The organism is Parabacteroides distasonis ATCC 8503, assembly GCF_000012845.1.
Taxonomy (GTDB): domain Bacteria; phylum Bacteroidota; class Bacteroidia; order Bacteroidales; family Tannerellaceae; genus Parabacteroides; species Parabacteroides distasonis.
In genome coordinates, this window is sequence record NC_009615.1 from 4616148 (window position 1) to 4638655 (window position 22508).

General features: G+C 46.0%; 18 protein-coding genes and 3 tRNA genes. 15 read left to right on the plus strand and 6 right to left on the minus strand.

Annotated elements, in window-relative coordinates:
• The first annotated feature begins 103 nt into the window (after positions 1-103).
• From BDI_RS18940 to BDI_RS18965, 6 genes are all read left to right on the plus strand, one after another.
• A complete protein-coding gene (locus BDI_RS18940) occupies positions 104-373 on the plus strand; it encodes a co-chaperone GroES (protein WP_005858788.1) in 270 nt (89 codons plus the stop codon).
• 40 nt (positions 374-413) lie between these two features.
• Positions 414-2054: a chaperonin GroEL gene (groL, locus tag BDI_RS18945; protein ID WP_005858786.1), complete on the plus strand. Its 1641-nt coding sequence runs from the start codon at positions 414-416 to the stop codon at positions 2052-2054.
• A 143-nt stretch (positions 2055-2197) separates the two neighbouring features.
• A tRNA-Leu gene (locus tag BDI_RS18950) sits at positions 2198-2281 on the plus strand.
• 18 nt (positions 2282-2299) lie between these two features.
• Positions 2300-2851 carry an RNA polymerase sigma factor gene (locus BDI_RS18955; protein WP_008772592.1) on the plus strand — a complete coding sequence of 184 codons (552 nt, stop codon included), beginning with the start codon at positions 2300-2302 and terminating at the stop codon, positions 2849-2851.
• 47 nt (positions 2852-2898) lie between these two features.
• Positions 2899-3291 (plus strand): hypothetical protein, encoded by a 393-nt coding sequence (locus BDI_RS18960; protein ID WP_005858784.1) that lies wholly within the window; start codon positions 2899-2901, stop codon positions 3289-3291.
• Between the two features lie 46 nt (positions 3292-3337).
• Positions 3338-3811, plus strand: a complete 474-nt coding sequence (locus BDI_RS18965) for a hypothetical protein (RefSeq protein ID WP_005858783.1) — start codon at positions 3338-3340, stop codon at positions 3809-3811.
• Between the two features lie 110 nt (positions 3812-3921).
• On the opposite strand, the gene mazG is transcribed toward BDI_RS18965, so the two are convergent.
• From mazG to BDI_RS18980, 3 genes are all read right to left on the minus strand, one after another.
• Positions 3922-4707 (minus strand): nucleoside triphosphate pyrophosphohydrolase, encoded by a 786-nt coding sequence (mazG, locus tag BDI_RS18970; RefSeq protein WP_005858781.1) that lies wholly within the window; start codon positions 4705-4707, stop codon positions 3922-3924.
• Between the two features lie 68 nt (positions 4708-4775).
• Positions 4776-6863, minus strand: coding sequence for a protein-disulfide reductase DsbD family protein (locus BDI_RS18975; RefSeq protein ID WP_012056175.1), 2088 nt, complete (start codon positions 6861-6863; stop codon positions 4776-4778).
• Positions 6864-6884: 21 nt separating this feature from the next.
• Positions 6885-7799, minus strand: a complete 915-nt coding sequence (locus tag BDI_RS18980; protein WP_005858777.1) for an RluA family pseudouridine synthase — start codon at positions 7797-7799, stop codon at positions 6885-6887.
• A gap of 367 nt (positions 7800-8166) precedes the next feature.
• Between BDI_RS18980 and BDI_RS18985 the strand changes: the two genes are divergently transcribed.
• The 6 genes from BDI_RS18985 (at position 8167) to BDI_RS19010 (ending at position 15539) form a co-directional block, all read left to right on the plus strand.
• Positions 8167-10788: a valine--tRNA ligase gene (locus BDI_RS18985; RefSeq protein ID WP_009017033.1), complete on the plus strand. Its 2622-nt coding sequence runs from the start codon at positions 8167-8169 to the stop codon at positions 10786-10788.
• A gap of 185 nt (positions 10789-10973) precedes the next feature.
• A complete protein-coding gene (locus BDI_RS18990; protein ID WP_012056176.1) occupies positions 10974-12944 on the plus strand; it encodes a sensor histidine kinase in 1971 nt (656 codons plus the stop codon).
• 34 nt (positions 12945-12978) lie between these two features.
• Positions 12979-13830 carry a sugar phosphate isomerase/epimerase family protein gene (locus BDI_RS18995; RefSeq protein WP_012056177.1) on the plus strand — a complete coding sequence of 284 codons (852 nt, stop codon included), beginning with the start codon at positions 12979-12981 and terminating at the stop codon, positions 13828-13830.
• Between the two features lie 38 nt (positions 13831-13868).
• Positions 13869-14903, plus strand: a complete 1035-nt coding sequence (locus BDI_RS19000; RefSeq protein ID WP_005858770.1) for a DUF6340 family protein — start codon at positions 13869-13871, stop codon at positions 14901-14903.
• A gap of 62 nt (positions 14904-14965) precedes the next feature.
• Complete coding sequence (locus BDI_RS19005) at positions 14966-15427, plus strand: hypothetical protein (protein WP_005858768.1); 462 nt, start codon at positions 14966-14968, stop codon at positions 15425-15427.
• A 39-nt stretch (positions 15428-15466) separates the two neighbouring features.
• A tRNA-Thr gene (locus BDI_RS19010) sits at positions 15467-15539 on the plus strand.
• Between the two features lie 238 nt (positions 15540-15777).
• On the opposite strand, the gene BDI_RS19015 is transcribed toward BDI_RS19010, so the two are convergent.
• Positions 15778-15854: transfer RNA gene (locus BDI_RS19015), tRNA-Ala, on the minus strand.
• A gap of 86 nt (positions 15855-15940) precedes the next feature.
• Between BDI_RS19015 and BDI_RS19020 the strand changes: the two genes are divergently transcribed.
• On the plus strand, positions 15941-16255 hold the full coding sequence (locus BDI_RS19020; RefSeq protein ID WP_005868538.1) for a DUF4286 family protein: 315 nt from the start codon (positions 15941-15943) through the stop codon (positions 16253-16255).
• The gene (ruvC, locus tag BDI_RS19025) at positions 16252-16809 is read left to right on the plus strand and encodes a crossover junction endodeoxyribonuclease RuvC (protein ID WP_008779373.1); all 558 of its coding nucleotides are present in this window, start codon (positions 16252-16254) and stop codon (positions 16807-16809) included. Before BDI_RS19020 ends, ruvC begins: the two co-directional genes overlap by 4 nt.
• Positions 16810-16907: 98 nt before the next feature.
• Here the strand turns inward: ruvC and gdhA are convergent, their stop codons facing one another.
• A complete protein-coding gene (gene gdhA, locus BDI_RS19030) occupies positions 16908-18242 on the minus strand; it encodes an NADP-specific glutamate dehydrogenase (RefSeq protein ID WP_005868539.1) in 1335 nt (444 codons plus the stop codon).
• Positions 18243-18437: 195 nt separating this feature from the next.
• Here gdhA and BDI_RS19035 point away from each other — a divergent pair, with 195 nt between their 5' ends.
• Entirely contained in the window at positions 18438-21392 is a 2955-nt protein-coding gene (locus tag BDI_RS19035) for a PEP/pyruvate-binding domain-containing protein (RefSeq protein WP_041525632.1), read from the plus strand.
• A gap of 80 nt (positions 21393-21472) precedes the next feature.
• On the opposite strand, the gene BDI_RS19040 is transcribed toward BDI_RS19035, so the two are convergent.
• Positions 21473-22504 carry an endonuclease/exonuclease/phosphatase family protein gene (locus BDI_RS19040; protein ID WP_012056179.1) on the minus strand — a complete coding sequence of 344 codons (1032 nt, stop codon included), beginning with the start codon at positions 22502-22504 and terminating at the stop codon, positions 21473-21475.
• Positions 22505-22508: the final 4 nt, after the last annotated feature.

The window sequence follows — 22508 nt, forward strand, 5'->3', positions numbered from 1 at the left end:
CTCGGGTGAATACGTTTGGCACACTATTCGCATAGACTTAGGCGTGAACACAAAGTTCATAAACTAAAAACGTAATATTATTAACATTTAAAATACCAAGAAAATGAACATTAGACCATTAGCAGACCGCGTGCTGATTAAGCCGGCCGCTGCGGAAGAGAAAACATTAGGTGGAATTATTATTCCTGACTCAGCAAAGGAAAAGCCTTTAAAGGGTGAGATTGTAGCCGTAGGTAACGGAACGAAAGACGAGGAGATGGTTGTAAAGGTTGGTGATAACGTATTGTATGGTAAGTATGCAGGTACGGAAATCGAACTAGATGGTGAGAAATACTTGATCATGCGCCAAGCAGACGTTTTAGCTATTATCTAATTCATTTTTATAAACAACAATATTAAAAAGAAATACAATCATGGCAAAAGAGATTAAATACGATATGGATGCCCGCGACCTTTTGAAGAAAGGTGTGGATGAGTTGGCTAATGCCGTTAAGGTAACATTAGGCCCGAAAGGTCGTAACGTAATTATCGAGAAGAAATTCGGAGCTCCTCACATCACGAAAGATGGTGTAACGGTTGCTAAAGAAGTAGAGTTGACTTGCCCGTTCGAGAACATGGGTGCTCAATTGGTTAAGGAAGTGGCTTCCAAGACAAACGATAACGCCGGTGACGGTACGACTACAGCTACGGTTTTGGCTCAGTCTATCATTGGTGTCGGTTTAAAGAACGTTACTGCCGGAGCGAACCCGATGGATTTGAAACGTGGTATCGACAAGGCTGTCGCTAAGGTTGTAGAGAGCATCGCTAACCAAGCTGAGGCTGTAGGTGATAAGTTCGAGAAGATCGAGCATGTAGCGAAGATCTCCGCAAATGGTGACGAGGCTATCGGTAAGTTGATCGCGGAGGCTATGCAACGTGTGAAGACTGAAGGTGTTATCACGGTTGAGGAAGCTAAAGGTACTGAAACTACAGTTGACGTAGTTGAGGGTATGCAGTTCGACCGCGGTTATATCTCTCCGTACTTCGTAACGGATACAGAGAAGATGGAGTGCCAGATGGAGAATCCGTATATCTTGATTTATGACAAGAAGATCTCCGTATTAAAAGACCTTCTTCCTATCCTTGAGCCGACCGTACAGAGCGGACGTCCTCTTTTGATCATCGCTGAGGATATCGACAGCGAGGCTTTGGCTACATTGGTAGTGAACCGTCTGCGTGGTTCCTTGAAGATCTGCGCTGTTAAGGCTCCGGGCTTCGGCGACCGTCGTAAGGCTATGTTGGAAGATATCGCTGTATTGACAGGCGGTACGGTTATCTCTGAGGAGAAAGGTTTGAAATTGGAAGGTGCTACAATGGATATGCTAGGTACCGCTGAGAAGATCACGGTAGACAAAGATACCACTACCATTGTAAATGGTGCTGGTGACAAGGAGGCTATCCAAGCTCGTATCGGCCAGATCAAGATCCAGATGGAGAACACGACATCTGATTACGATAAAGAGAAATTGCAAGAGCGTTTGGCTAAGATGGCCGGCGGTGTAGCTGTTCTTTACGTAGGTGCTCCTTCTGAGGTTGAGATGAAAGAGAAGAAAGACCGTGTGGATGACGCATTGCACGCAACTCGTGCCGCTATCGAAGAAGGTACGGTGCCCGGTGGTGGTGTTGCCTATATCCGTGCTATCGATGCATTGGAAGGCATGAAGGGCGACAACGAGGACGAGACTACAGGTATCGAGATCGTTAAGCGCGCTATCGAGGAGCCGCTTCGCCAGATCGTAGCTAACGCTGGTAAGGAAGGTGCCGTTATCGTTCAGAAAGTGAAGGAAGGCAAGGGCGACTTCGGTTACAACGCTCGTAAGGACTGTTTCGAGAATTTGTGCGAGGCTGGTGTAATCGACCCGGCTAAGGTAACTCGCGTAGCATTGGAGAACGCAGCTTCTATCGCTGGTATGTTCTTGACTACAGAGTGTGTGATCGCAGAGAAGAAAGAAGAGACTCCGGCTATGCCTCCGATGAACCCGGGTATGGGTGGCGGAATGGGCGGTATGATGTAATCGACTCCCGTGATTAATGATATGGGCGGCCGTTCCGGAAGGGACGGTCGCTTTTTTTATTTTCATTTGCTTGCTAATTGGAAAAAACGATTACCTTTGTATGCGCAATACCGATAGGTTGCGCTTCAGAATGATTAAAAAAAGCCCAGGTGGCGGAATTGGTAGACGCGCTCGTTTCAGGTGCGAGTGGTTTTGCGATCGTGCAGGTTCGAGTCCTGTTCTGGGCACTTCCCAAAATAGAAAAAATGCAATCCTATACAGAAGACGAAATTGTAGTACAGCTCCGGGACCCGGCCCGACAACGTGAGGCCTTCGCTAAGGTCGTAAGCTTGTATGGCGAGAAGTTGTATTGGCATATACGAAAGATGGTACTGGATCATGAGGATGCGAACGACTTACTCCAAAATACGTTTTTGAAAGCTTGGACGAACATTGAGCTTTTTCGTGGCGAGGCCAAATTATCTACATGGCTTTATAAGATCGCGATCAACGAGTGCATTACTTTCCTAAACAAACAGCGAAATATGAATAACGTATCTATCGACGATGCGGATACCTTTTTGCTGGAACGTTTGAAAGGGGATGAATACTTCGATGGTGACGAGATACAGGTAAGATTGCAAAACGCTATTCTTACCTTGCCAGAGAAACAACGCTTGGTTTTCAATATGAAGTATAACGAGGAGATGAAGTACGAGGAGATGTCCGAGATACTAGGTACCTCTGTCGGGGCTTTGAAGGCCTCGTATCATCATGCGGTGAAAAAAATCGAGGAGTTTTTAACAAAAGAGGTTTAAACCTTTTGCCCGAATCGCTGTCAAAGCAATATAAAAAGAGAAAAAGTATGAAAAAAGAAGAAAACAACCTAGATCGCTTGAAAGGAACTAATCCTTTCACTGTACCGGAAGGGTATATGGAAGGGCTTACGGAGCGGATCATGAGTCAGCTCCCCGAGAAGCAGGAGGAGAGGGCGAAACGGATTTCCTTGATGGATCGTGTTCGTCCGTGGTTGTACATGGCTGCGGTATTCGCTGGTCTTGGTTTGTTTTTCAAGGCTATCGTGGGAATAAACGGTTCCGATGGTAGTACTGCGTCTGATTCTTTACTGGTCCGGACGGAAGTCCCGACAACGGCTTTAGACGCTATTGAAGCGGAAGAAGATGAGGAGTATTTGGAGTATTTGGAAGCTCAGTACGCCAATTATCTCTTAGATGAGGAACTTTCCTATTCTGAATAAAGTTTAAAATAGTAATTTTATCGAAGATTTTTGTAATAATACTTGTATGAATAAAATATTTTTCATTACATTTGTAGCGATTTCGGTTCTACTCTCTTTCAATGCTACGGCACAAGAGAAGAAAGAGCAAAGACATTTTGATAGAGAGGCATTCGAAGCAAGGCGGAATGCTTTTATTACGGCTGAAGTTGGCCTTACACCTGAGGAAGCTGCACAATTTATTCCTTTATGCAATGAGTTGCGACAGAAAAAATTTGAGGTAGGTCGTGAATGTCGTAAGTTATCAAAAGAAATTCGACATAAGGAGAATCCGACAGATGCTGATTATAACAAAGTGATAGACGAATGTCTGGATGTTGAGATAAAAGAGGCACAGTTGGAAAAAGAGTATTTTGAGAGATTCAAGAAGATACTTTCTCCCGAAAAGGTCTATAAGTACCGAAATGCGGAATATAAGTTTGTCCGGAATTTCATGAAGAGTGGTCGGGACAATAAAAAGGAAGAAAAACAGAAAAAGTAAAATATTATCATTATTTGTGTTTTTTGTTTAGATTTAGTTTTGGCGTTTAAGTTAAGGGAGGGGTGGCGACGTGATGTCGGTTCCCCTTTTGTTTTGCCCTTATCCTTGCTTTATAAGCCTTTGGCCTTGGCTTCATTCCACAGTTGATCCATTTCCTCCAATGTCATATCTTTCAAGGAACGACCTTCTTGGATCGTGTGCTCCTCTAGATAATTAAAACGGCGGATAAACTTCTGGTTCGTGCGTTCCAATGCGTTGTCCGGATTTATTTTGTATAGGCGGGCAGCGTTGATCAAGCTAAAGAAGAGATCTCCGAACTCAGCTTCCATCTTATCTGCGTCCATCCTGTCTATCTCGGTTTTCAACTCATTAAATTCCTCCTGTACCTTATCCCATACTTGATCACGTTGTTCCCAGTCGAAACCTACGTTACGGGCCTTATCTTGGATACGATGCGCTTTTACTACGGATGGGAGGGAAGCGGGAACACCCTCCAGTACGGTTTTGTTACCCCCCTTTTCTTTCAACTTAAGCTGCTCCCAGCTTTGCTCTACCTTTTGAGCGGTATCGGCGGAGGTATCTCCGAATACGTGTGGATGGCGGTAAATCAGTTTCTGGCAAAGGCTGTCGCAGACATCCTTGATATCGAAAGCTTCTTTTTCCTCGCCGATCTTGGAGTAAAAGACGATGTGCAATAACAGGTCTCCTAATTCTTTTTTTATGTTTGTGTTATCCTCACGCATCAAGGCCTCGCATAGTTCATAGGTTTCCTCGATCGTATTCGTGCGGAGGCTCTCGTTTGTCTGTTTACGATCCCAAGGGCATTTTACCCGTAATTCATCCAGAATGTCGAGTAATTGCCCGAAGGCTTCCATCTTCTCTTCTCTAGTTGCCATATTATTTACTTATTCTATAATGATTGTAAAAGAAAGAGGGCAGGGTAGAACCCGGCCCTCTGTTTGTTTTATTGTTGTTCTTTCTTGAATTCTTTCAATCCGTTTTGAAGGAACTGGATGTATTTGGAAACATCCTCATTGAATGCGTATGAAGGTCCGAGCGGCTGTCCCTCGTCATTCAATAAGATGTAGAATGGCTGGGCATTAGAACCGAACTTGCTTCGTTGCAAATAACTCCATTTATCACCGATCGTCTTCAGCTTACGAGTCTTTCCGTTCTCTTGGATCTCGATGGGTTGCGGGAGTTTCGTCTTATCGTCTACCATGAGAGTGATTAGCACGTAATCATTTTCTAGCATTTGCTTCACCTTAGGATCCGTCCAAACGGAAGCCTCCATCTTACGGCAGTTTACGCAACCGAAACCGGAGAAGTCGATCATGACGGGTTTATTTACCTTCTTGGCATAAGCCATACCGGATTCATAATCGTCGAACGCGGCGTGTACCTCGTTTTTGTATAGATTGAAATCTTGTGTATACAACGGAGGAGCGAATGCGCTGATCGCCTTTAACGGAGCGCCCCAAAGTCCCGGAACCATGTAAATGGCGAAAGCGAAAGAGATAATCGCCATAAACAGACGAGGAACAGATACATATTTTACTTCGCTATCATGGCTAAACTTGATCTTTCCTAATAAGTAAACACCCAATAAACTGAAGATCACGATCCAAAGCACGATAAAAGCCTCACGGTCTAGTAAACGCCAACCATACGCTAAGTCCGCTACGGAAAGGAACTTCAAGGCCAAGGCCAACTCCAAGAAGCCCAATACGACCTTCACGGAATTCAACCATCCGCCGGATTTCGGCATACTTTGCAGCATATTCGGGAAGATGGCGAAGACGCTGAACGGGATGGATAACGCCAAGGCGAAACCGAACATACCGATAGCCGGTCCTACCGCCGTACCCATAGAAGCGGCCTGTACCAACAAGGTTCCGATAATCGGGCCCGTACAAGAGAAAGATACCAATACCAACGTAAACGACATAAAGAAAATACTCAATACGCCGGTCGTCGAATCGGCCTTGCTATCCAATTTGCTAGTCCATGACGCAGGTAATACCAGCTCGAAGGCTCCGAAGAAGGAGACTGCGAATACTACCAACAGCAAGAAGAACAGGATATTAAAGATCGCGTTCGTTGATAAATCATTCAATGCGCTCGCTCCGAAGATACCGGTGATCAACAAGCCCATCACCAAATAGATTACGATAATAGATAACCCATAGGTGATAGCGTCGCGAATCGCTTTCTTACGATCTTTCGTACGTTTCAGGAAGAAGCTAACCGTCATAGGGATCATCGGCCAAACGCAAGGAGTCAATAAGGCGATCAAACCTCCCAAGAAACCCGCGAAGAAGATGAATAACCAAGAGGTATCCGCCGCCGATACCGTAGCGTCGCCGAACGATTTCAATTGGTCGATCACCGGAGACCAAAGATTCGGGCTATCGGTTAAGCTGTCGGACGCTTTAGGAGATGTCGTAGCCGGTGTCTCTTTAGCGGCAGGGTCCGGAGTGTTCAACTCGCTGGCCTCTTCCGCTACGACTTGCGTATCCGGCTGTATGGCCGTGGCGTCCTCTTTATCCACCTCTGTAGTCGAGCTGTTAGCTGCCAGAGCTGGATCTACATGGATACTTTTCTTATCGAAAGAGAAAGGTATTTGATCTGGGGGAAGGCAAGTCTCGTCATTACAAGCCATAAATTCCACCTCGCCCTCTACCTTGAATTTAGCGGGATCGGTAACCTTTAGTTTTTGGATGAACGATACCGTACCCGGATACCAACGAAGGTTCATGGCGAATTGCTCGTCGTAAACCGTGGTCGGCTTTACAGAAGGAACCGGTTGACCAATCAGTTCAGCTCCATTCAATGTCTCGAATGTGAAAGATGTAGAAACAGGACCTCCTTCCGGCAGGTTCATGTCATACAGGTGCCAACCTTTGTCCGCCGTGGCGGTAAAGACGATCTCTTTCTCGGGTGCGCCGCCCTTGTCGTCTAGTTTAATTTTCCACTTGACAGGCGTAAGTATTTGCGCCTGCGCTACCAGCGCTATTAGCGCCAGCATGATCGAACTGATGAGTTTCTTCATTTTTTGTCCTTTATTGATAGATTACTTTGCTGTCGATGTGAATTTCTCTGGGATCCGTGTCTCGAAGCGCATCTCCTCGCCTGTTACCGGATGGATGAAACAGAGCCTGCGGGCATGGAGCATCAAGCGTCCGGCGGGATTTGTCTCCGCCCCGTATTTAGAGTCTCCGGCTATCGGATGGCCGATGGATTGCATCTGCGCACGGATTTGGTTCTTGCGTCCCGTCTCCAGATCGAGTTCCACGAGCGAATAGCGATTGTTCGTTTGCAGGAGTCGGTAGCGTGTGATCGCTTCCTTCCCGTCACCATCTTGTGTCACGTACACTTGCATATGCTTGTTCTCCACGAGGTTGGATACGATCAAATCCGTGTCTTTCTCCGGTCGTCCCTCTATCACGGCCACGTAGGTTCGTTGCGTGATAGCCTCGCTCCAGTTGGACTGTAGTTGCTCTTTTACCTTCTGGTTCTTGGCGAACATCATGATACCCGATGTGTCTCGGTCCAGACGGTGCAAGACGAATATCTTGTTGCGAGGGTCGCATTCTTTCAAGTAATCGCTCAGTATACGGTAGGCCGTACGCTCCTTGATACGATCGGTAGATACGGATAGCAAACCTTCCCGCTTGTTGATCACGATGAGGTCATCATCTTCCCAAACAATTCTAAGTAACGGATTGTTGAATTCCACCTTCCCTCTTCCATAGTTGATCCCGACCGTATCGTTAGGGTTCAGCGGGGCATCGAACTGCCGGGTGACTTTTCCGTTTACCGAGATCTGTCCCCTGCTCAATAATCCTTTCACGGATGAACGGCTTTGTTCTTTTAATAACTCGAACAGGAAAGGTAGCAAAGTGTTACTTTCACCCACCGTTACCTGTCGTTCTTTAGAGGGTTTACGTCGATTATCCCCTCCTTTATACTCAGATCGCTTTCTCATATCTATTTTTTATAGTACGCGAAGATACAGGCATTTACGCGAAACTGCAATAGCGCGGAATAGAAAAACCGTTATAAATAGTTTGCTTGTTATAGGAATAAACCTTCAAATCCCCGGATGTAAAAGTAATTGCCATTCACTCTATTTTCAAAATAGCGTCGTGGTCCTTATAAATCACGTCGTGATCTATATAATCTACGACTTGGTCTTTACAAACCATGCCGTGGTTTATAGAATAGTGGTTTGTCCGAGAGAGAATGCCTATTGTCTCGGCCGACTATATTTCCCGATGCTCAGCGTTTTTTGTCTATATTTTTTGTACTTTTGCGGATCGAGAAATGTGTAAAGACTAATTAGTTATAAAAATATGGAAATCGCTAGTAAGTACAATCCCGCTGAAGTAGAGGGGAAGTGGTATCAGTATTGGTTGGATAACGGCTTCTTTAAGTCAAAGCCAGACGGCCGTGAGCCGTATACGATCGTAATCCCGCCCCCTAACGTCACCGGCGTATTGCACATGGGACATATGCTTAACAATACGATCCAAGATATCTTGGTTCGCCGTGCCCGTATGATGGGTAAGAACGCTTGTTGGGTACCGGGTACGGACCATGCCTCGATCGCTACGGAGGCGAAGGTAGTGAATCGTTTGGCCGGGCAAGGAATCAAGAAAACCGATCTGACGCGCGACGAGTTCTTGCGGCACGCTTGGGAATGGAAAGAGGAGCATGGCGGTATCATCTTGAAGCAGCTTCGTAAATTGGGGGCTTCCTGCGATTGGGATCGTACGGCGTTCACGATGGACGAGAAACGTTCGGAAAGCGTCATCAAGGTTTTTGTCGATCTATATAAGAAGGGCTTGATCTACCGGGGCGTGCGTATGGTGAATTGGGACCCTAAGGCGTTGACGGCCCTGTCCGATGAGGAGGTTATCTATAAGGAAGAGCATAGCAAGCTGTACTATCTTCGCTATAAGATCGTAGGCGAGGAGGGATACGCTGTTGTCGCTACTACCCGTCCGGAGACGATTATGGGAGATACGGCGATGTGTATCAACCCGAACGACCCGAAGAACCAACATCTGAGAGGAAAGAAAGTGATCGTTCCGCTGGTAGGCCGTGAGATTCCGGTGATCGAGGATGATTACGTAGATATAGAGTTCGGTACGGGCTGTTTGAAAGTGACCCCCGCGCACGATGTAAACGACTATATGTTGGGCGAGAAATATAATTTGCCTTCTATCGATATATTCAACGATAACGGTACGCTGAGCGAGGCCGCCGGCCTGTATGTGGGCATGGATCGTTTCGATGTCCGCAAGCAAATCGAGGAAGACTTGCGTAACGCCGGTCTTTTGGAAAAGGTAGAGGCTTACGAGAACAAGGTGGGTTTCTCGGAGCGTACGAACGTGCCTATCGAACCGAAATTGTCTATGCAATGGTTCTTGAAGATGGAACATCTAGCCCAGATCGCCTTGGAGCCGGTCATGAAGGACGATATCAAGTTCTATCCGCCGAAGTTCAAGAACACCTACCGCCATTGGATGGAGAATATCAAGGACTGGTGTATCAGCCGTCAGCTTTGGTGGGGACACCGTATCCCGGCTTACTTCTTGCCGGAAGGTGGTTACGTGGTAGCCGAGACGGAAGAGAAAGCTTTGGAACTGGCGAAAGAGAAATGTGGTAACCCGAATCTGACCATGTCTGATTTGCGTCAGGACGAGGACGTATTGGATACTTGGTTCTCCTCTTGGTTGTGGCCGATCTCCCTGTTCGACGGTATCAATAACCCGGATAACGAGGAAATCAATTATTACTATCCGACCAGTGATTTGGTAACCGGACCGGATATCATCTTCTTCTGGGTAGCCCGTATGATTATGGCCGGCTATGAGTACAGAGGGAAAATGCCGTTCAAGAGCGTCTACTTTACGGGTATCGTTCGCGATAAGCTGGGACGTAAGATGTCCAAATCTTTAGGAAACTCTCCCGATCCGTTGCAATTGATCGAGCAATACGGTGCGGACGGCGTGCGTATGGGCTTGATGCTCGCGGCTCCTGCCGGAAATGATATTCCTTTCGATGATGCTTTGTGTGAGCAAGGACGTAACTTCAATAATAAGATATGGAATGCTTTCCGCTTGGTGAAGGGCTGGACGGTAGACGATACGATCGCTCAGCCGGAGGCTTCCGCTATCGCCGTGAAATGGTTCAAGATGCAGCTGGATAAGACGATTGCCGAGGTAGACGACTCTTTCAGTAAATATCGTCTGAGCGAAGCGATGATGGCTGTCTATAAATTGTTCTGGGATGAGTTCTCCTCATGGTATCTGGAGATGGTAAAACCGGGGTATCAGCAGCCGATCGACAAGGCTACTTATGAGGCTACGTTAGGTTTCTTCGATGCCTTGCTTCGTTTGCTTCATCCTTTCATGCCGTTTATTACCGAGGAATTATGGCAAGCCCTTGAGCCTCGCAAGGAAGGTGAGAGCTTGATGGTTGCCCAAATGCCGGAAATAGCGGTTATAGATAGCGCTTATTTGGATGCTTTCGAGATCGTGAAAGAGATCGTTGGCGGTGTCCGTACCATTCGTTTGCAAAAGAATATACCGAATAAGGACGCGTTGGAATTACAGATCGTGGGTGAGCACAATGAGGCGTTCAACGCCGTAATCGCTAAGATGTGCAATCTCTCTTCCATCTCCAAGGTAGAGGAGAAAGCGGCCGGTGCTGTATCGTTCTTGGTCCGTACGACTGAATATGCCGTACCTTTAGGCAATCTGATCAATGTGGAGGAAGAGTTGGCTAAGCTTCAAGAAGAATTGAAATACCAAAAAGGTTTCTTGGCTTCTGTCATGAAGAAATTAGGCAATGAGAACTTCGTGAGCAAAGCCCCGGCGAAAGTAATCGAGATGGAGAAGAAAAAGCAAGCCGATGCCGAATCGAAGATTAAGTCTATCGAGGAAAGTATCGCTGCCTTGACAAAATAAATAGAACGGCCGTTTCTTTGAAATAAGAGCCTATATCAATCTTTTTTTGGTTGATATAGGCTTTTTGTTGTATAAGTTGAAAATGTGATATTAAACTTGTTTATGTTGATGTCTTGGCATTTAAATTTTTATTAACTTGCCGGGCATTGAATAATGGATAGTCGTGCTAACTTTTCAAGGTATATATGAAGAGATTGTTTTTTATTGGTTGTTGGACGTTGATTCTAACTTTGCTTATTCCGGATAGGGCGAAAGGTGACACGTTTGTCGATAGCTTACGAAGAGAAATCAAGGTTTTGCCGGATAGTAGTAAACTAATACGCTTGAACGAATTACTTTATGCCAATACGCATAACAAAGTATATAAAGTATATGCGGATTTGCTACTAGAAGAGGCACAGAGGCAACGTAACGATTATTACAAAGGAAATGCCTTACTATTCTTGATGCGTTATTACTATATGCAAGATCCGGATAGCTTGCGAATATATTTGAAAATAGCGGAACCCCTTTTCATCGCGACAAACCGGATCGAGGAATTATGTAGGGCGAAAGGATGGAATATCTATTCTTTAGCGAATGAGGGGATGCAGGGATTGGTAATCCGGGAGGTGGATAGCTTGAGGAATCTTGCGACCTGTTTTAATTATCCGGATGGGGTGGATATGGCAAACCAAGCTTTAGCGAATTTCTATTTTAATATAGGATTGGATGAGGAGGGTATTCAATTAAGCCGGGAGATCTTATCTCGCATGGAAGAACGTAATGCCTCTAGGATGCGTTGGTATTACGTGTTACGGCTGTTGCTTACGAAGGATTTGCGATTGGAGTATTTGAATAAATTGGATTCTTGCATACAAGAGTGCGAGAAAGAGGGCATTACTCAATTGGATGCGGAACATACTGTCGCTTTTTTAAAAGATCGCTATCATTATTACTCGGCCCAGTATTACGTGGCGGAAAAAGAGCCTTCCTTGGTTTATCAGCACTTGAGGATGATGGAGGATATCGAAAAGAAGAATAATATGAATGCCGAGCAAATCCTGCCTCAATTCCTTTGGATGAATTATTACGCTTTAGCGGGGAAATATGAGAAGGCCATTGATTTGGCGAACAAATTGGAACTAATGCTCTTGGATAAGAAACGCTTTAATGATTGGGTCTCAGTGGAGGATTTTAAGGCGGATCTCTATTATAAGCTTGGAAGAGGGATGGAAGCGGCTAGGGCTTACAGAGATTCTAAAGAAGTGCACGACTCGATTATGCGGGTAAAATATTACGAGGATTTAGCGAAGTTGAAAACCCAACGAGAGGTGGAAAAACTAGAGATACAAAGTAAGAAACTGGAGCTAGAGGCGGAAAAGTCGCGTGTCCGTATCTTGATGCTTCGAGGAGGATTTGTCTTGGTGTTGTTTCTATGTGCGGGCTTGGGTATAGTCGCCTATGCCCGTCATCGTGCGGGGATACGATTAAAGATCGCAAAAGAGAAAGCGGAGGAGGCGGATCACCTGAAATCTGCGTTCTTGGCAAACATGAATCATGAGATCAGGACGCCATTGAACGCCATCGTCGGATTCTCGCAGGTGATCGCCGATGAGGAAGATGCGGAAACTCGTCATGAACTCTCCAATATTATACAAAGTAATAATGAATTGTTGCAACGCTTGATAGAAGACGTATTGGATATATCGAAAATCGAGTCGAATACGTTGACTTTCGTTTTGGCGAATCATGAAATGAAGGCTTTAATGAAAGATATCTATAGTATCATTTTATTACGTATGCCCGAAAATGTAGAACTTCGATTGGATGATTGCCAACCTTTTACGCTTTATACCGATCGGAGTAGATTAACGCAAGTCCTCACTAATTTATTGACGAATGCTATCAAGCACACGAAAAAAGGTTATATTTGCTTCGGGTATGACGTGACGGAGCAGGAAATCCGCTTTTATGTGACGGATACAGGCGAGGGAATCCCGGACGACCAATTGGAACGGGTTTTCGATCGTTTTGTCAAGTTGACGCAATGGACCAATGGAGTCGGCTTGGGATTGGCTATCTCCAAGGCTTTGGTCACAAAGCTCGGCGGTCGTATAGAAGTGACTTCCCAGCAAGGGGTAGGCTCTACCTTTAGCGTTATTTTCCCAAGATAAACAGTATACATTATATATAATATTGTAATAGACCATGAAACACTCAAGACGTACATTTTTTAAACAAGGATTGGCGGGTGCCCTTTTATTAGGTACCTCCACGATCGCCCGGGCCGCTTTGCCGGACCCTGTAAAGCCAAAAGCCCCGAAGGCCGTAAACCCGTTCCATCTGGGAATGGCGGGATATACTTTCGTTAATTTTGATTTAGATACGACGTTGAAGACGTTGGAACGATTAGATATCCATTATCTTTGCATCAAGGATTTCCATTTGCCGTTGAATAGTACGGATGAGCAGATTAGGGCTTTTCATGATAAATGCGCTGCCCATAAAGTGACGGGATATGCCGTAGGTCCTATTTATATGAAGAGTGAGGAAGAGATAGATCGTGCGTTTGATTATGCGAAGCGGGTAGGAGTGAAGTTAATCGTCGGTGTCCCGAATTACGAGCTTTTACCCTATGTGGATAAAAAAGTGAAGGAGTATGATTTTCATTACGCTATCCACTTGCACGGTCCTGATATTAAGACGTATCCCGATGCTACGGACGTTTGGGTGCATACGAAGGATTTAGACCCCCGTATCGGTATGTGTCTGGATGTCGGGCATGACTTGCGAAACGGCTGTGATCCTGTCGCCGACTTGAAGAAATACCATACCCGGGTATTCGATATGCACATCAAGGACGTGACGGATTCTTCGAAGGCGGGAGTCGGGATCGAGATCGGTCGTGGAAAGATCGACTTCCCTGCGCTGATCCGTATGATGCGGGAAGTTAATTACACGGGAATGTGTAGCTTGGAATACGAGAAAGACATGAAAGACCCCTTCTTGGGGATCGCGGAGTCTATCGGCTATTTCAAGGCTGTGAGTGATTTGACATAATGTGGGGGCGTAAATCGCCCCCTTTTAAATAGATGAAGATGAGAAGCATTCTTTTTATAGGCATAGCGGGTTTGTTGTCCGCTTGTAGCACGATTAATTATGTAGGTATCGAGACGTATAATCCTGCGGAGGTGACGTTTCCTGAGAATGTCGCCAAGGTACTTATCGTAAACAATGCCGTCCCCCAACCGGAGGATGCGGGTTACGAATACACCTTGCAGGGAGAGAGGCAAGATACTTGCAAAGCGAAAGCGGATAGTGCGCTGTTTGACGCTTGCCGTACTTTAGGGGAGGCTATCGTGGAGGCTTCTTATTTTAACGACGTATTGCTTTACCATGATGCGGTTCGAAAAGATAATCAGGCGTTTCTGGATACGAAACTTACCCAAGGGCAAGTAGCGTCGCTATGCGATGAGACCGGTGCCGATGCGGTTATCTCCATCGACCGCTTGCTGTTCGATATGAAGAAAAGCGTAGGTACCTTGGGCGAAGGGTATGTAATGGGAATGATCGACGTGCAGATGGCTGGCGTGATACGCAGTTACGTTCCCGATCGTGAGGCTCCACTGGCGACGGTACATATGAAAGATAGTATTTATTGGGCGGAAAGTGCGGATTATATGCCGATCTTGGATAAGGTATTGCCCTCTCCGGAGAATGCTTTGCGTGGGGCCGGTAAATATTTCGGGGCGAAGGTCTACGCTAATTTTGTTCCTCATTGGGAGAAGGAGACTCGTTGGTACTTTACCGGAATGGGTTCACGTTGGAAAGAGGCTTCCGCTTATGCGGCTAATGAGAAATGGGATATGGCGGAAGATCGTTGGTCCGGGCTTTACCGGGGTACGGAAAACTGGAAAAGCCGGGCGAAGGCGGCCTCTAATCTGGCCCTATGCCATGAGATGAGAGGAGCTTTAAAAGAAGCCTATGAGTGGGCTCATAAATCATACGATTTATTCAAGCGTAATAATGGTGATAATGATAAGAGTACCAAATTATTGGAACTCTATGTACAGGCGTTGGCCGAACGAATTCGTTCCGATAAGAAACTAAATGTGCAATTTGGTGAGGATTAACGGCGTTATTCGGTGAATTATTATTACTTTTGACGCATATTCGAATAAAGGAGAATTAATATATGAACGCAAATATGGCAAAGGTTCAATCCCTCATCGAGAACGCTTTTACGTCGGCTGTTGAAAAGCTGGCCAAGGATGAGTCCGGTAATTTTATAAGCGACTTATATGTGCAGGCTGATGCGGAAAGCGGGGAACTGCAAATTTATGATGATGAGGAGCATTTGATCGAAAAGATCGTTATCTTCGATTGGGTGAACTCGAACGAGGAGGAGAACGCATTCAATAAGCGGGTTGCCGCTTCGGTGAAGGCGGTTCTTACGATCTTGTCTACCAAGAATATTTTTGACGTCCCCCGATTCATGAAGCCTCTTTCTGTTAGCTTGACCGATGAGGATTTTGTTGTAATAGAGGAACTTCTCTTCATCGATGATGATATGCTTCGTCTGGACGATCCTCTATTAAAAGATTTAGATGCAGATTTAGATGATTTTTTAGCGAATCTTCTTGCAGATGTCAAATAAACCCTGTATCTTTGCGCCCGAAATAAAGAAACAAATGTTGCCGAAATAGCTCAGCTGGTAGAGCAACGCATTCGTAATGCGTAGGTCGCCGGTTCAAGTCCGGCTTTCGGCTCACAAAATTAGGCAGTTATCTTTTTAGGTAACTGCCTAATTTTGTTTGATAAGGCTGCGGTTCTAGCGAGGTTTGGGAGGTAAGGTTAAACTGGGTGTTAAACCGGAAATGCAATGAACGCAACAGCGTTATTATTTGCGTCAAATTTGCGTCACCAAATGCAACAAAACGCCAAAACAAAACGATTTTTATCAATAAAAAAAGCGGCTACTTGTTTTGTAACCGCTTAATTTATTATTGGTGGAGCATATCGGACTCGAACCGATCACCTACAGACTGCCAGTCTGTCGCTCTAGCCAGATGAGCTAATGCCCCGTCTTGTTAATTCATGTGCAAATATAAGGCTTTTCTTGATATATGCGCTATCTTTGTATAAGAAATTTCAAGAGAAAGGAAAGAAGATGATAGTTTATAATACGACTTTTCATATCCATAAGGATATCGTGGATGAGTGTCTGGAATATTTGAAGAATAGTTATATACCGAAAGCCTCCGAGAGCGGTATCCTTTATAGTCCTTATTTGAGACGGATCTTGGATTCGCGGAATGAGGAAGGTGAAAGTTTTTCCGTACAGTTTCATACGAGGGATATCGATTCGTTGAATGAGTGGGTGCGTAAGGAAGGCGGAGCCTTGCAGCAAGATTTGATAGGACGTTATAAAGAGAAGATCGCTGGATTCTCTACCCTGTTGGAAGATATAGAGCTACCTAAATGATCAAGGACCGTATTATATTAGGCATAGACCCCGGTACGATCGTGATGGGATACGGAATCTTGAAGATCGAGGGGAATAAACCGAAGCTGGAAGCTATGGGAATCCTGCAATTGAATAAATATGAGGATCATTATCTCCGTCTGCGTAAGATATTCGAACGGGTCTTGGCCTTGATCGATCAATACCATCCGGATGAGTTGGCTATCGAGGCGCCTTTCTTCGGGAAGAACGTACAGAGTATGTTGAAACTCGGAAGGGCACAAGGAGTAGCGATGGCGGCGGCTTTAGAGCGGGATGTCCCGATCTTCGAGTACGCCCCTCTAAAAATCAAGCTCTCGATCACGGGGAATGGAAATGCGGCGAAAGAACAAGTGGCCGGCATGCTACAACGCTATCTGAAGATACCGGATGAGTCTATGCTTCCGCAATTGGACGCTACGGATGGGTTGGCGGCGGCTGTTTGTCATTATTTCCAAACCAATAATCCGATCTCGGAAAAGAAGTATACGGGATGGAAGGATTTTATCGCTAAGAACCCCGGGAAAGTCCGCTGATATGAGCTTAAAAAACATAGTTATGAAATTCTCAAACCATAACTAAGGTTCAAAGAATTCATAACTATGTTTTTATTTAGCCTAAACTGACCTTATTCTTATACGATACCTTGCGCCATCATAGCTTTCGCTACTTTCATGAAGCCTGCGATATTTGCGCCTTTTACATAATTGATATATTCGCCATCTTTACCGTGAGCTACGCATTGTTCGTGGATTGCGCTCATGATCTGATGTAATTTAGCGTCTACCTCGGCGGCGGTCCATGAGATATGCATAGCGTTCTGGGTCATCTCCAATCCGGAAGTAGCCACACCACCGGCGTTGACAGCCTTACCCGGAGCGAATAATTGCTTATGCTCGATGAACAAGTCTACAGCCTCAGCCGTACAACCCATGTTAGAAACCTCAGCTACGCACAAAGTCTTGTTCTCGATCAACTTACGAGCGTCAGCCTCGTTCAACTCATTCTGGGTAGCGCATGGCAAGGCTATATCTACTTTTTGTTCCCAAGGTTTCTTGCCGGGATAGAAGGTAGAGCCCGGGAATTCGTCTGCGTAAGGAGCTACGATATCATTTCCGGAATTACGCAATTCCAACATATAGTCGATCTTCTCGCCGGAGATACCCGCCGGATCATAGATATATCCGTCAGGACCAGAGATAGTAACCACTTTAGCGCCCAACTCGGTTGCCTTTGTAGCGGCACCCCAAGCCACGTTGCCGAAACCGGAGATGGCGACCGTCTTGTCCTTGATATCGATTCCGTGAGTCTCCAACATTTGATGTACGAAGTAAAGAGCGCCGAAGCCGGTAGCTTCCGGACGAAGGATAGAACCTCCGAACTCCATGCCCTTACCCGTGAACGTACCTGTGTTCTCGCGAGCCAATTTCTTGTACATACCGTACATATAACCAACCTCACGGCCACCTACGCCTATATCGCCAGCCGGAACATCCCTGTCCGGACCAAGATTACGCCATAATTCAAGAATAAACGCTTGGCAGAAACGCATGATCTCGGCATCGCTCTTTCCTCTCGGAGCGAAATCGGAACCGCCTTTGCCACCACCCATCGGAAGGGTTGTCAAAGCGTTTTTAAATGTTTGCTCGAATCCTAAGAATTTCAAGATAGACAAGTTAACGGACGGGTGGAAACGGATACCTCCCTTGTACGGGCCGATTGCGTTGTTGAACTGAACACGGTATCCCAAGTTAACTTGTATCTCACCTTTATCATCTACCCAAGGCACACGGAAAGTGAAAATACGTTCCGGCTCAACTAGGCGTTCAATGATTTTCGCTTTCTCAAATTCCGGATGTTGGTTGTACACTTCCTCAATTGATAAAAGCACTTCTTTTACTGCTTGCAAATACTCCTTTTCTCCCGGATGTTTTGCCTCTAGCGCTGATAAAATAACTTCAGTCTTCATAGCATTTATATTCTTTAAAAGGATAACATTCTGTTGGCAAATGTAGGTAATTCTTTGGAATGACCAAGAGTTTCGCTTACTTTTTATCAGTGAAAACCTAAAAATCTTCAGTTAGAGTCAGAATGCGTACTTTCATGTTTCAATAGTTATTATTTTTCCTTACATTTGACTCGAATAATTCTATCAGAATCTATTATGAGCGGTATACCGAACTTAAAAGACTTGGTGTTCAGAGACACCCCGTTTGCCAATCTAATGAATAAGCGTATATATAATGTATTGCTTATCGCTACGAAATATGATTCCTTCATGCTGGAAGATGACGGGCGTGTAGATGAGCAGATATTTAACGAATATACTTCCTTAAGCCTCCGTTACCCACCCCGGTTTACGCAGGTGACTACCGAGGAGGAGGCTTTGAATGAGTTGAAGAACCGGAACTTCGAATTGATCATTTGCATGCCGAATATGGATAACCGGGATATATTCGCTGCGGCGAGCGAGATAAAGGTGCATTATCCGAATATCCCGATCGTCGTATTGACTCCTTTCTCGAAAGAGGTGTCTAAGCGGATCGCCAACGAGGATCTGAGCGCTATCGATTATGTGTTCAGCTGGTTGGGTAACTCGGAGTTGTTACTGGCGATTATCAAGTTGATCGAGGATAAGATGAACGCTCCGGACGATACGGCCAGCGTGGGCGTACAGATCATCTTGTTGGTGGAGGATTCCATTCGTTTTTATTCGTCCGCTTTGCCTCATTTATATAAGTTCGTGCTGGAGCAAAGCCAGATGTTCGCGAAGGAGGCGTTGAACGATCACCAGCGTACGTTGCGTATGCGTGGCCGTCCGAAGATCAAATTGGCCCGGAATTACGAGGAGGCGGTACGTATCTTTGATCAGTATCGAGATAATATGTTGGGTATTATCTCGGATATGAGTTTTATGCACAATGGCGTGAAAGATCCGTATGCCGGTTATAAGTTTGGACAGTATGTACGGAAAACGGGTTTGATCATTCCTTTCGTGCTGGAATCTTCGGAGGCCAGCAACCATGTGTACGCGAAGGAACTGAACGCCTCGTTTATCGATAAGAACTCCAAGAGTTATCCGCAGGATTTGAAAAAGAAGATCATGCAGCGTTTCGGTTTTGGCGATTTCGTGATCTTGAATCCGCATACGAAAGAGGAGATCATGCGCATCAAGGATTTGAAAGACCTTCAAAAGAAAGTCTTTCAGATTCCCGACGACTCGCTGGTTTACCATCTCTCCCGGAATCATTTCTCCCGTTTCTTTTATTCCCGTGCCATGTTTCCGCCCGCCGAGGTTTTGAAGCATGTGGACGTGAGTGACTATAAGGATATGGATGAGGCCCGGAAATTGATTTTCGACTTGATCGTGCAATATCGCCGGATGAAGAACACGGGTGTCGTGGCGGTTTATCAGAAGGATCGTTTTGATGAGTATAGTAATTTTGCCCGTATCGGCGACGGTTCGCTGGGAGGTAAGGGTAGAGGTCTTGCCTTTATCGGTGCGATGGTGAAGCGATACCCTAAGCTGGAGAGTGATAATTTTGCCGTGAATATCCCGAAGACGGTCGTGATCTGTACCGACATCTTCGACGAGTTCATGGAGACGAACGAGTTGTATCCGGTAGCGCTGGGCGATGCGGACGACGAGACGATCCTCCGGTATTTCTTGCGGGCCAGCTTGCCCTCCCGTTTAATCGAGGACTTGATGGCTTTCTTCGATGTGGTGAAAAGCCCGATCGCCGTGCGTTCCTCCAGCCTGCTGGAAGATTCGCATTATCAACCTTTCGCCGGGATCTATTCTACGTATATGGTACCTAAGATCGAGGAGAAATACGATATGCTCCGTACGGTGAGCGACGCTATCAAGGCGGTGTATGCCTCTGTCTTTTATAAGGACAGTAAGGCGTATATGACGGCTACCTCGAACTTGATCGATCAGGAGAAGATGGCTATCGTCTTGCAAGAAGTGGTGGGCTCCCGTTATAATGATCATTTCTATCCGACGATGTCGGGCGTGGCCCGTTCCTTGAATTTCTATCCGATCGGTAACGAGAAGGCGGAAGATGGGATCGCGAATATCGCCTTGGGATTGGGTAAGTATATCGTCGATGGCGGGCAAACCTTGCGTTTCTCTCCCCGACATCCCCATAGCATCTTGCAGATGAGTACGATGGATTTCGCTCTTAGGGAAACGCAGACTCGTTTCTATGCCTTGGATTTGAAGAATATGGCGGAAGCCTTCTCGGTAGATGATGCCTTTAACTTGGTGAAGCTGGGCTTGAAGGACGCTGACGCTGAGGGTTCCTTGAAATATATTGTCTCTACATACGATCCGTACGATCAGATTATCCGTGACGGTTATTATCCGGGCGGTCGTAAGATCCTTTCTTTCGTGAATATCCTACAGCATGACGTGTTCCCGCTGGCGGATACGTTGGATCAGATCTTACGGATCGGGCAGCAGGAAATGGGCCGTCCGGTAGAGATTGAGTTCGCTGTCAACATGGACCCGTCGGATCATACAAGGGCGACTTTCTATCTGTTGCAAATCCGTCCGATCGTAGATAATAAAGAGATTATGGACGAGGATCTGAGCTTGGTGAAGAACGAGGAAACCATCCTTTCTTCTACCAGTGTTTTGGGGCATGGCATCGTTGGCGACGTACAGGATATTATCTATGTGAAGACGGGCGCTTTTAATTCATCCAATAATCAGTTGATCGCTTATGAGATCGAGAAGATGAACCGTTCGTTTACCGATCAGGAGAAAGGATACGTATTAGTCGGCCCCGGTCGATGGGGGAGCAGCGACTCTTGGTTGGGTATTCCGGTGAAATGGCCGCATATCAGTAACGCACGGGTGATTGTGGAATGCGGATTGGAGAACTATCGGGTAGACCCGAGTCAAGGTACCCATTTCTTCCAGAACCTGACTTCGTTCGGAGTGGGCTATTTTACGGTTAATCCATTTAAGGGAGATGGTTGGTTCGATGAGGCGTTCTTGAATGCGCAACCCGCCGTAGAGGAGACGGAATATCTTCGTCATGTACATTTTGATGCTCCGATTACGATTAAGATGGATGGGAAGAAAAGTCTTGGCGTGGTATTGAAACCATAAAAAGATAGCGTTTCAAGAGAAGATAGTTGTTTGTGGATTTGCGAGACGAGCCGGTAAGACGGGTCTCGCGAATCCATTTTTTATTTCAAGTGGAAAGTGGCAAGAACCGCTTTGTGGTCGGTAGGCCAGATTCCAAGGGGAGTCATGATCGGGTCGGAGGTCTCTTCCGTCTCTCTTTGCCCACGGAGGATGTCACCTTTCGGACCGATGATACATACATCTGTAAGCGTTAATCCCTCGAATGGAGCGTAATGGATGAAATCGATGCGATCTCTATCGTCCGCTTTCGGCGACCAAACCAATTTCTCTAAAGCGATATCCTTACAGTCCGCCGGGCAGGTAAGTCCCGGATGAGTTACAGGGTTCGGGAAGATCTCACGGTACGTATCTTTGAAGCCGTCTTTCTCCAGCATGACGGATACGTGCCAAGGAACAACCAATCCTTGGTGGTCTCTCATATCTTTGGTCGCCTCGGTCCAGTCCAGATGGGAAGGCTCGTTAAAGTCCCCTCCGAGGATAACGATCCGTCCGGCTTCCCGATCCTTTTTCGCCTCTTTTAGGAAGCAAGCGATAGCGTCGTCACGGACAGATTGCTCGTTCAACCATAGGAGTGTGTCCAGATTGGTGACAGGAGGTTCCTCGTCCCATGTATTTCCGTCGTATCCACGGGCATCGTAATAAGCGCAATTGCGATAATCCAGATGGGCGGTGTAAAGAGCTACCTCGGTATCGCCGATGTGGGTAATGGCCTTGTACATACTACCCCTGTCATCGTTCAAGGGATAGACGGTCGTGCTATCCGTGATCGGGTAGCGGCTTAACAGGCCGGAATCCTCGGTGTAGAAAGAATAGTACGTTTGTCCTCTTTGCTGCAACGCTTCCACGATCCGGTCGCAAAAACGGGTCTGATGATAATTACGTACCTCGCTTAACGTAACGAAATCGGCGTTACTTCTTACGATCTCGTCAGCGATAGCGTCAAAGCCTCCTTTTACGACAGCGCCTTCCTGCCAGATGTTGAATTGAAGAACCTTGAAAGTCTTCTCTTGCTGGCAAGAGCTGAGGCCCAGTGCGATCAACAAGAGTAAGTAGATAAAACTAGTTTTTTTCATGTGT

Excerpts from the sequence above, each read along its gene's own strand:
- BDI_RS18940 (WP_005858788.1), top strand. The coding sequence starts at position 104 with ATGAACATTAGACCATTAGCAGACCGCGTGCTGATTAAGCCGGCCGCT.
- groL (WP_005858786.1), top strand. The coding sequence starts at position 414 with ATGGCAAAAGAGATTAAATACGATATGGATGCCCGCGACCTTTTGAAG.
- BDI_RS18955 (WP_008772592.1), top strand. The coding sequence starts at position 2,300 with ATGCAATCCTATACAGAAGACGAAATTGTAGTACAGCTCCGGGACCCG.
- BDI_RS18960 (WP_005858784.1), top strand. The coding sequence starts at position 2,899 with ATGAAAAAAGAAGAAAACAACCTAGATCGCTTGAAAGGAACTAATCCT.
- BDI_RS18965 (WP_005858783.1), top strand. The coding sequence starts at position 3,338 with ATGAATAAAATATTTTTCATTACATTTGTAGCGATTTCGGTTCTACTC.
- mazG (WP_005858781.1), bottom strand. The coding sequence starts at position 4,707 with ATGGCAACTAGAGAAGAGAAGATGGAAGCCTTCGGGCAATTACTCGAC.
- BDI_RS18975 (WP_012056175.1), bottom strand. The coding sequence starts at position 6,863 with ATGAAGAAACTCATCAGTTCGATCATGCTGGCGCTAATAGCGCTGGTA.
- BDI_RS18980 (WP_005858777.1), bottom strand. The coding sequence starts at position 7,799 with ATGAGAAAGCGATCTGAGTATAAAGGAGGGGATAATCGACGTAAACCC.
- BDI_RS18985 (WP_009017033.1), top strand. The coding sequence starts at position 8,167 with ATGGAAATCGCTAGTAAGTACAATCCCGCTGAAGTAGAGGGGAAGTGG.
- BDI_RS18990 (WP_012056176.1), top strand. The coding sequence starts at position 10,974 with ATGAAGAGATTGTTTTTTATTGGTTGTTGGACGTTGATTCTAACTTTG.
- BDI_RS18995 (WP_012056177.1), top strand. The coding sequence starts at position 12,979 with ATGAAACACTCAAGACGTACATTTTTTAAACAAGGATTGGCGGGTGCC.
- BDI_RS19000 (WP_005858770.1), top strand. The coding sequence starts at position 13,869 with ATGAGAAGCATTCTTTTTATAGGCATAGCGGGTTTGTTGTCCGCTTGT.
- BDI_RS19005 (WP_005858768.1), top strand. The coding sequence starts at position 14,966 with ATGAACGCAAATATGGCAAAGGTTCAATCCCTCATCGAGAACGCTTTT.
- BDI_RS19020 (WP_005868538.1), top strand. The coding sequence starts at position 15,941 with ATGATAGTTTATAATACGACTTTTCATATCCATAAGGATATCGTGGAT.
- ruvC (WP_008779373.1), top strand. The coding sequence starts at position 16,252 with ATGATCAAGGACCGTATTATATTAGGCATAGACCCCGGTACGATCGTG.
- gdhA (WP_005868539.1), bottom strand. The coding sequence starts at position 18,242 with ATGAAGACTGAAGTTATTTTATCAGCGCTAGAGGCAAAACATCCGGGA.
- BDI_RS19035 (WP_041525632.1), top strand. The coding sequence starts at position 18,438 with ATGAGCGGTATACCGAACTTAAAAGACTTGGTGTTCAGAGACACCCCG.
- BDI_RS19040 (WP_012056179.1), bottom strand. The coding sequence starts at position 22,504 with ATGAAAAAAACTAGTTTTATCTACTTACTCTTGTTGATCGCACTGGGC.